The sequence below is a fragment of the uncultured Ruminococcus sp. genome (genome assembly GCF_946415235.1).
Classification (GTDB): Bacteria; Bacillota; Clostridia; order Oscillospirales; family Ruminococcaceae; genus Ruminococcus.
This window is the reverse complement of record NZ_CAMKRR010000034.1, coordinates 17,733-27,365: the sequence shown is the minus strand read 5'-3', so window position 1 is coordinate 27,365 and position 9,633 is coordinate 17,733. Positions and strand designations below refer to the sequence as shown.

Here is a 9,633-nt window from a genome sequence, read left to right as displayed (position 1 = left end):
TAAACTATAATGAATGCTTTTGCATTCATTATAGCATATTCCATATTGCAATTCAATGCGTTTTTGCATTTTCAACAGCAAAGAATTCGGGAGCTGTCTCGTTTTAAATATATGATACACCGTATAGTATAAACGAAACCTATCCGCACCCCTTACTATTTATCCGCCAGGTTCAATAGTCCATATTTTCAGAACACCGAATAATTCAGCAACTGAAAAACCGTTTCACGAACAATCTGCATTCGTTATCAATGAACGCTGCAAGAGCGCCCCTCGATGTACACCTCCAAAGCGAGATCTCATCGCCCTCATATTCAAGCGGCACATCCTCAGGCGCTGAAAGGCGGTCGCCGATAAAACTTTCTCTGGCAAATAAGCCATGCTTCTGATAACCCTTGTCAAAGATAACGCTCTGACCGTCTGAGGGCAGGATGAGCATACTTGAACCGCCGATATCCGGCAGATATGCTTTTTCTTTTTGAAAGTCGGTACATACGAGCTCGAACTCTGTATAATAGTAATACCAGAGTCTTTCACTGTCGTCGATATTCATTGCATAGCAGTCGCATATACCTCTGTCAGCTTCCCATACGGCACTGCCATCTTTGCTCCACACAACGAGCCCGCTTGCGCCCAACGGCTGCTCCCAGCCATAATTGCCGAAAACACCCTCATCAAAATAGCTTGTAACGATCCTGCCGTCCGAGAGCGCAATAACGTCGTTTATCCCGTCTCCAAAGCAATACTGCCTTATGATGTTTCCGAACTCATCGAACACAGCCGCATTGTTTTCTCCAACGCCGTTCCTGCAATAGCATCTTGCACCGACCAGCAGCAGTCCATCGTTTACAGGCTGTACAGCCGCCTGTCGAAGCCGATCTGCATATTCACATACGCTTCTTGTCCGCAGTTATACTTTTCAAATATTTCTCCGAGGTTTATGGTATTTGAAAACAAACTCATATTATCACACCTTTCATACGTTACGGCAGCATCCTTCCTGTTACCCAATATTATAACAAATAAAGCCGAAAAAGTCAAAAGTTTTTCACACCTCTCTCTTGAATTTTAAAGCAATTTAGTGTATAATATGGATAATACAAGACCGCTGCGGCAGCAAGGAGGCTTATTTATGCATTGGAATGTTGGCTACGGAGATGTTATTGATTATATCCTCTCTGACAGTCAGGTAAATCCGCAGTACTGTTTATGCAAGCGCTATTTCCCTGTTCGACAGGATGAAAAGCGCTGGTTCGGAGAGTCCGTAAAGGAAGTCATTTCTGTTGACGGTGCATTATTTCCCGAAGAGGAGCAGATCCCCATGACCGAAGAGCAGGCTGAGGACATTCCGATCGAAGAGGGTGATCAGGTACTGCGTGTCTTTTGTATGCTTGACGGGAATGGGGACCTCGACATTCCCGATATCGCTGAACAGAAGGTCAAAGGATATGTATTCTGCGGATTTGACCTTTCGGATTTTTTGGTAAGTGCCATACTCAACTGCGGAAGCTTCACAGCAGGAGATTATTTTTCAAAGGCATTCGATCATCGTGAACTGAACGGATTTGGTCTGATACCCGACTATCGCTCGGCAGTAAAGATCAGGCAGAAGCTTAAGGACGAGTATCCCGATGACGATCATGCTTACTGTGCTGTTTTTGCCATATGGCGCAGGGTCTGAGACCATATCCTGAAGAAATTCCTGTATCATTTTTTCAATAAACAAAGAAATGAGCTGCCTCATAAACTTAGGCAGCTCATTTTAGTATTGGAATTTGCAGATCAATCTTCTCTTCTGCGTAATACGCAGGAAGCAAGTACTGCTGCTGAACCGAGGATTATAAGAACTGCGGCTGAGGTTGCTGCGGCTGCTGTACCGAGATCGTTGATACCTGTCTGCGGGAGGTTTACTTCCGCACCTTTTTCATCGGCACCTGTACCGGTAAAGCGGTCTATCCTGTACTCCGAACCGTCAGCAAATCTGATAACTACTGTGCCGTCATCGGAGCTGATCGTCTCTGAGACCTCAGCCTTCTTGCCTGTTTTCTGACTGCGGTCGGCTGCTGCCATCTCCGCAAGCTTTTTATCGCTGTAGAATACAGTCTTATCTATGGTCTTTTCGCCTGCATATGCAAGCATTTCGGTCTGACCGTCTGCTCTTGTGAGCATTATCTCTGAATCTGAGAGTGCCTCTGCAGCGGCTGTTTCAGTATTATCGCCCGAGATAAGCTCAACCGCTTTGGTTCCTATCCAGTTATACTTCATAACCTCTTCGGAACCGTCCTCAGCATTGACAGCTATGATATTGCCATTGCCGTCCGAGCTGTAATACTTCAGGCTTTCACCGCTCCTGCAGCTCCACAGTCCCTGAGTAAAGAGGTCCTTTATCTCGGGAAGCACTGTGATATCAATTTCATTTCCGAGCATATCAAAGCTGTTTCCGCCGAGTGGATCGGCTGCTATGGTCTGTCCGTCAGAGAACATCATACTGTATCTGTCATTGTCGTCGAACGATCCGAATATAAGCTCGGGGCGATCGCCCGTTAAACGCTGACAGTAGTCTGCTGCCATTTCATTGAGCTGAGAGAATGTATATACCTTAACATCGGTATTATGATCCGCATCAAGGGTAAGCTTATAGCTGCTTCCGTCAGCTGATGTTACTGTGATCTTTGATATCGTGTCGTATGAAACATTTATGGCTTTTTCGTCCTCCAAGCCCTTGTTGCATACGATCACACCGCCGCCGTATTCTGCCGTGCATTCCATTTCGAGACCGTCCTCTGCGGAGTATACAGCGGCTTTTCCGTCCTCTCCGAAGATGACATAATAATGCTTTGATTCGATGCCGAGATTCTGTGATACACGGTATACACCAATTCGGATATATTCAAATTTAACAGGCTTGCCGCTGGGATCAACGGCTTCATTCTTAAACCTGTCGAAAGCGGTATACTCGGCTATCGCGCTGCCGTTTTTATCAAGCAGGCGAACGATACCCATTCCGTTTTCGTCGTATGCTGCCTCGGCAGAAGCTGCCTTGCTGTCGCTGTGTGCGTTGTGATATACCGTTACGATGTCCTTTATTTCAGGCGTGGTGAGGAAATCGGAAGCTCCGATGCCGTCAGAGCTTGCATAGAAAAGCTTCTCTGTAACGCCGTCATCCCATGCGATCACCGCATTTCTCTTATCCGTAAAGGATATCTTTCCCGTGCGGGTCTCCGAGGAAGCTTCGTCAGAGATATTCATTGTAACATTTTCGCCGTTCTGCTCAAATGTAAAGCTCTTTGAAGGAGCGCCGCTCTGATAGAGGATACTGCCTGCATTGCTGTTTATAAAATTATAGTAAACGTCATTTTCCCCAACGTTCTTTGACCACCATAATCCCGTTTTCAGATGTGTTATATCACGGCCGTCCGACATGATCTCTGTGATATTGAAAGCCTTGTCCATAGCCGCAACAATGTAATCGTCAAGATCTGTCACATCGTAGGTTACGGAAATGCTTCCGTCCTCGTTCTTGTACCTGTATGCGGGAAGAATATCGGAGAAGTCATAAGAATCAAGGATATCCTGTTCATATGCGTCCGCGGTACCCATAACAGCATTGATAATGAGAGAGTCGGAGTTAACGGGATTCCTGTATTCCTCAGGCATACCAATGACCGGTATATAAATACAGCCGATCGTACTGCTGATGTTATTCATCTCTGTGAGCTTCGGGCTTTCCGAAGTATATTCTCCCGCGATACCGCCGCTGCCCTTTCCCATGATGTAAACACCGTCAATATTCTCATCAGCGGAAGTGATCTCGATAAGCTTTCTTCCCTTTTCTTCTTTGGGCTTTATCTCAACTACGGGAGCTGTTCTGTCTATTACCACAGGGACTTCATAGGTCTGAGGGTTCTTGTCAGCGCCCTCATAATCGATATGACCTGTTATCACGCCCTTGTATGTACCGTCCGGATAATCACCCGGTTTCAATTCCGATAAATAGCACACAGGCGAACATGCTGGGAACATATCGTCCCCATCCGAGTCTGCGACAAGATTGTTGTCGCTGTCGTAGATCTTAATACCTGCGAGGTATGCATTTCTCTGTGTTGTCAGGTACACTTCCGCCTGTTCAGCCATTCCGTCTCTGTTCGGAGAGATGTATATGCTGTCATTCGGACACTGTGCGAGGGCATCATTATATTCATCATCCAAAAACATACTTATACTAAACGGATCGTATAACATTCCCTCTGATGCCTCGTCAGGGATCCTTCCGAGGAGATAATGCATAGCCTCGATATTGCCTGCGAAGGATACGGAAGCAGGTAATGTGCCGTTGCCTGTCTGAGTATATAATGTATACGGTTCAAGGTAATTGGTACCGTTATGGAATATAGGCACCTGAGCCCAGTCTCCGTAAAATCCCATGACAGGTACAGAGATATCGCAGCAGTTTTCCGCACCGCTGAGGACGATATATCCCTCAACGAAGAAGCCGTTGGGGAAGGCCGAGCCGTGTGCGTCAAGATCGTCGGCTGAGAGCTGTGCATTGACCGTTACTGTACGTGTTTCATTTGCGTCTGCCTTCAGCAGTGACGAAAGATCAGCCGTAACGCCGATATTGCTTGCGCCGCAGATTGACAGCTTTCCCGATTCGTCGCCCTCTGCCGCAGCACCGTCCTCAGCTGTCAGCACCAGCTTAGCCTCCTTGAATTCAACGTCCTGATCGGTGAAGTTCCTGATATCCACGTCGAAGCTGAGCTGAGCCGTGAGCTTATCCTTCAGTTCTATCTTTGCAAGACCGTCCTTGCCCGTGAGGATAACCCTGTCATTCATCAGGTTTTTCATGTTCACAAGTCCCGCGCCCTGACGTCTCGGGCTCTCGTATACGTCTCCGTCCGAGAAAGGAACGGCGGAGTTCATCATAAGATTTTTGATGAATGCTGCCTTTTCCGCGCCTGTGAGCTCAAGGCCGTTTTTCCTGAGATACTGGTCAAATACAGCCGCACAGCCCGCAACATACGGAGAAGCCATTGAAGTGCCCTCCAGCTGATTTATCTTGTTGTCATAAGCGGCAGATGATACCGAACCGCCGATACCTGCGATATCGGGCTTGAGAGTAAGGTCACCTGTCGGACCGAATGAGCTGAATTCACTGATCCCTCCGTCAAGAGGAGTAGTGACGCTTAAGGTGCTGTCTATGCGTATCTTTTTGGACTCGGCCTCCTTCATCTTATTTCCGTCATTCAGTGAGATAAACACAGCAGGGAAATCCAGCCCGTTCATTGCCATCATTGTGAGGCTCTCCTCTTCAATGTCGTTGCATACGACCATAGCTGCAGCGCCTGCCATCTGAGCGTTGAACGCCTTTTCCATGAAGCTCTGAGTACCTCTGTCGATGAGAGCTATCTTTCCCTGCATATCCTTGCCCTCAAAGTCCTCGGGAGCACCGAGGCCGCAGTATACATATTCGTATACATCATCGCTGAGATGATCGCTCAGTGTAATGTTTTCACCGCTGAAGAATGGTATCTCGTCATCAAGACCTTCAATGAGGAAACAGGGATCGCGGCGGAATGAGTTATTTGCGGAAGCAACACTTAAAGCATCCTTTAATGAAGAAGGTGTGCCCACCGTATGGGTATCGGGCGAAGAGGTATCAATACTGCAGTAAACGCCTTCCCCCATAAGGTTATTGCTGTCGTTTCCTGCTGATGCAACAACTACGATACCTGCGTTATTGAGTGCTGCTATAGCATCCTTGTACGGGCAGCTGTCAGAATTGATCTCAGGACTTCCGAGGCTGAGATTTACAACATCCGCCTTGAGCTTTGCAGCGTCCTCCAGTGCAGCAATAATTGCGTCCGTATCAACGGCGCTCATATATATACCGCTCATTTCGTCAATAGCGATCTGCCTGAACACCTTCATCATCACGATCTGAGCGTCCCTTGCGATTCCCGAGAGCTCCCTGCCCTCGGGATCACTTACCTTACCGCCTGCGGCAATGCCTGCAACGTGTGTGCCGTGATAATCCTGAGGAGCTGCGTATTCATACGGAGTATCATCGGTATAGTCTATAACATACGGCAGCTTGCTGCTGATATATGCCTTCTCGGGGTCGATCTGAACATTGAGATCACCTGATACGGCTATGATGTCGTCCTTTGAGAGCTTGTTCTCCTTATCATCAATGGGAGCGAACATACTATGGGTGATATCGAATTCCGTATCCAGAACAGCTATGACCTCGCCCTCTCCGAAATAACCTGTGGTCTCTCCGAAATAGTCTGCCTCACCGAGCCCGGGAGCAGTGTAGAGCTCGGGCTTGACGATATTCAGAGTCCTTACTTTAGTTACCTCTTCTATCTGACGGCAGGCTCTTGCTTCGTCCAGAAGGTCCTCCGGAAGCTCGCAGGAAAAGCCGTTGGTGAGCACGTTATAGCGATAGCCTATCTCAAGCTCGGGATAGAGACTGCGGAGGTAATCCTCCGCTTCGCTGCTTATCTGACGGAGGGCTGCCGCCTTTTCTTCCGATCCGGCAGTATCGAGATAATCCGCTCCCATTTCTGCTGCTTCTTCTCCTGCAAGTACTGCTTCTCCGCTGAGACTTATAATGACAGGAACAAGGCTTTCGTATTTTTCCGCATCATATCTTGATGCTGCCAGTGCAGCCGAAAGCCCGCAGTTCATAACTGAGGAGCCTCCGATAATCGCAGAAGCTGTCATGCTTAGCAAATGGCGTGTAAATTTCTTCATTTTTTCATCGGTCCTTTCTGTTTAATATTGCTGTAGTAAAAACAGTGTGTCCTGAAGTGAGCTGTTTTGAATCACATAGGCGTGTACCTCCTTTTTTGAAATTGGCAGTATGATGTTTATTGCGTATTATCTGTATCCGGTGTATGCGTTTTTCGGTCAGGAGCCTGCTTCATGACCGGTCAAAAAGGCAGAGTTCTTCGATCGTTTCGCCCCTGAGTCTGTATATCACGGCATGATCGTTGGTAGTTCCGCCAAATATTCCGAATACTTTATTGCATATCAGCTCATTGGTCCCGTCATTATCAAGGTCTGCAAGATAAGCATAGGGCTTATCTTCACTGCATTCTGAATAAGCAAATTCAGAGCCTGTATCATCGTTTACGAACTTGACGGACAGAGTATTTCCGTATTTATTATTTTTTGCTTTTTCAATATGCCAGTTTCTGACACCGAGAATATCTCCATTGTAATCATCGGTTATTGCTACAGGAGTAAATGTGTTTTCAAGGCTGTCCGATGCTGAATAAGATGCTGTATTATTTAAGCTGTCGCTTTTTTTGAGCTGAGAATAAAAAAGCGATCCGAGTGTTGTTATTCCTGCAACTATTGTCAGAGAAACAGCGGCGGAAAGAGCTTTCCTCCATATGGGCCTGTGGTAGATCTCAACATTGTGTTCCTGAGCTTCCTCGTAATATTCCTCGGTATCATTTGTTATACGTCTGAATATCTTTTCGGCCTCAGCATCATCCAAGGCCCTGTATTTATACGAAAGCGCCTCAATAGTTTTTATATCCGAATTCTCAAGTATTTTAAGATCCAATTTCTTTTTCATAAAGATCTCCTTCAAATAGATATGTCATTATCCGAAAGCAGTCTGCGGAGCTTTTTCAATGCTCTGCTGCTGCGTACCCTTATCATTGCAGGCGTAAGCGAAACAAATCCGGAAATTTCAAATGAGTTCCGTCCGTAGTAATATTTCTGTATTATTATGGTCGAATCGGGTTCACCGAGACTTTCAATAAGCTTCATGAGAGTACGGCGCATTTCATTTTTTTCAGCCGACTCGGAAATATTTTCGTCTGACGGAAAAGTATCTGTATGCTCATCATCCAATGAGATGCTGTTTTTGTTTCTGCACAATCTATGGTAATACGCTGCCGACTTCCTCAGCGCAACAGTTGAGATAAAGCCTTTTATATCATTGTCTGCGATGGGTTTGTTTTCATATGAGTCGAATATATCCTTAAAAATATCACTCACGCACTCATCAACGTCCTCGCGGCTACCACAGCTTCGCAGGCGGTTGAATGCGATGGTATAAACGTAGTTGAGATACTCGTCGAATACAGTGCGCTGCGCTTTGCACTTATCTGTTTTCAAAAGCTGTTGGTACTCACTGTGCTTCAATACTTGCTTCCTCCTTTCGCCGAAAAAAAGCATCATTATATATATTTACATTATAACATAAAAGTGTAGCATATAAAAAGATTGTTTTTTTATTTAACAATTTTCGTGAACCGCCGCAAACACAAACAGCTCCCGAGCGGGAGCTGTCATACATTATTCCGTTATACTGTCATGATCGGAGAAGCTGCCCGATCACTCGGTCGGGGCTCCGAGAAGGTATCTCTGCAAATATACAAGATCGGCAACATTTACTATGCCGTCACCGTTTGCATCAGAATTCGCAGGAGGCTCATTATTATTCATGACCAGCCTGATGATCGCTCTCCTGAGTGCCGAGAGATCGAATACATCTATAACGCCGTCACGGTTCAGATCACCATTCTGAGGGTAAGCATTCTCCGCCGTTACTTTTGCAAACGGTTCGACATTTTCTAAAGCTTCATAAGCATCGTCAACGTAGAAATCGCCTGTATAATCAGGAGTTTCTATGAAGAATGAAAAATCCGATGCGCTTTCGGGGATAGCGAATGAGGTGTTGAAAAGCTCTGTCCATTTTCCTGTTGGAGCGCTGGCTTCCGCGAGTATTTCGCGCTGAATACAGCCGTCTGCATCGGTATATTCCATAACCAGTGCAAAGTCCGCAGAGGCTGCTTCGTTCTGCATGACAACAGCACCTAAGCTGTAGGCATCTCCTGCAAAGAAGAACTCCTTATCAACGGGGAAGCAAGGTCCCTGCGACGGCGAATTATGGTCGATAACGCGCAAAGAACCTATTCCCTCAAAGCTTACGGGACTATACCTTAAATTCGCATTTTCTCGGGATGACCATCTATCATTATTATATTTGGTATCATAATTATCCAGATCATATTTGTAATAGTAGCCGTCATCGTCAATTATGCCCCTTAAAGTATTATAGTACTTATTCGGCTTAATATCGAGGGGCGAGCTGTCCTGTCCTTCTTCAAAATTCAATTTCTTCAGCTCTGCTGTTCCGCTTGAGCGGTAGCCTTCCACAAAAAACATTGCTTCATATAAAGCGCCTGATGTATCAAATCCGAAAGCTTCCCACGAGGCAAAATGCTTGGAAATATCTATAGCGCCTTCTATGTGGTCATCAGTATTATTCTGTACAGCGTTTTCCTTACGTACGCTCCAGTACTGAGGAAATGACTCTGTTCCGTCGAGCCCGGGCTGATTTATGCGGTACATCATGAAAACATCATATTCGTTTCCGTTGATGACAGCTGTACCTGATAAAAGATTATTTGAAACCGAAGGAGGTTCATGTTCGTTCCAGCTTTCAATTATATGGTATTCAACGGAAGGATCCTGAGTCCGGTCATATGCACCGAAGTAAGCATCGCCGCAGGGTGAGAAGTCAAGGTCATAGCTAAAAGAGACATTTTCCATATCCTTGCCGTTTTTCTGAAGCAGATCGTTTTTTTTCCAATGGAAGCCATACATAAT

6 protein-coding genes are annotated in these 9,633 nt (G+C 46.0%); 1 reads left to right on the top strand and 5 read right to left on the bottom strand.

Going from position 1 to position 9,633, the window contains the following annotated elements; translation table 11 throughout:
* Positions 1-205: 205 nt before the first annotated feature.
* Positions 206-778 (bottom strand): hypothetical protein, encoded by a 573-nt coding sequence (locus Q0R37_RS08240; protein ID WP_294753244.1) that lies wholly within the window; start codon positions 776-778, stop codon positions 206-208.
* A gap of 354 nt (positions 779-1,132) precedes the next feature.
* On the opposite strand from Q0R37_RS08240, the gene Q0R37_RS08235 reads away from it, so the two are divergent.
* The gene (locus tag Q0R37_RS08235; protein ID WP_294753243.1) at positions 1,133-1,681 is read left to right on the top strand and encodes a hypothetical protein; all 549 of its coding nucleotides are present in this window, start codon (positions 1,133-1,135) and stop codon (positions 1,679-1,681) included.
* A gap of 101 nt (positions 1,682-1,782) precedes the next feature.
* Here Q0R37_RS08235 and Q0R37_RS08230 read toward each other — a convergent pair whose 3' ends face one another.
* The 4 genes from Q0R37_RS08230 to Q0R37_RS08215 all read right to left on the bottom strand — a co-directional run bounded on the left by Q0R37_RS08230 (position 1,783) and on the right by Q0R37_RS08215 (position 9,630).
* Positions 1,783-6,756, bottom strand: a complete 4,974-nt coding sequence (locus tag Q0R37_RS08230; protein WP_294753241.1) for a S8 family serine peptidase — start codon at positions 6,754-6,756, stop codon at positions 1,783-1,785.
* A gap of 169 nt (positions 6,757-6,925) precedes the next feature.
* Complete coding sequence (locus Q0R37_RS08225; protein WP_294753238.1) at positions 6,926-7,588, bottom strand: hypothetical protein; 663 nt, start codon at positions 7,586-7,588, stop codon at positions 6,926-6,928.
* A gap of 11 nt (positions 7,589-7,599) precedes the next feature.
* Positions 7,600-8,163, bottom strand: coding sequence for a sigma-70 family RNA polymerase sigma factor (locus Q0R37_RS08220; RefSeq protein ID WP_294753236.1), 564 nt, complete (start codon positions 8,161-8,163; stop codon positions 7,600-7,602).
* Positions 8,164-8,355: 192 nt separating this feature from the next.
* A complete protein-coding gene (locus Q0R37_RS08215) occupies positions 8,356-9,630 on the bottom strand; it encodes a glycoside hydrolase family 11 protein (protein ID WP_294753234.1) in 1,275 nt (424 codons plus the stop codon).
* Positions 9,631-9,633 lie beyond the last annotated feature (3 nt).

What these genes read in the sequence shown, in the direction of transcription:
- Q0R37_RS08235 (WP_294753243.1), top strand. Translation starts at nt 1,133, where the DNA reads ATGCATTGGAATGTTGGCTACGGAGATGTTATTGATTATATCCTCTCT.
- Q0R37_RS08230 (WP_294753241.1), bottom strand. Translation starts at nt 6,756, where the DNA reads ATGAAGAAATTTACACGCCATTTGCTAAGCATGACAGCTTCTGCGATT.
- Q0R37_RS08225 (WP_294753238.1), bottom strand. Translation starts at nt 7,588, where the DNA reads ATGAAAAAGAAATTGGATCTTAAAATACTTGAGAATTCGGATATAAAA.
- Q0R37_RS08215 (WP_294753234.1), bottom strand. Translation starts at nt 9,630, where the DNA reads ATGTATGGCTTCCATTGGAAAAAAAACGATCTGCTTCAGAAAAACGGC.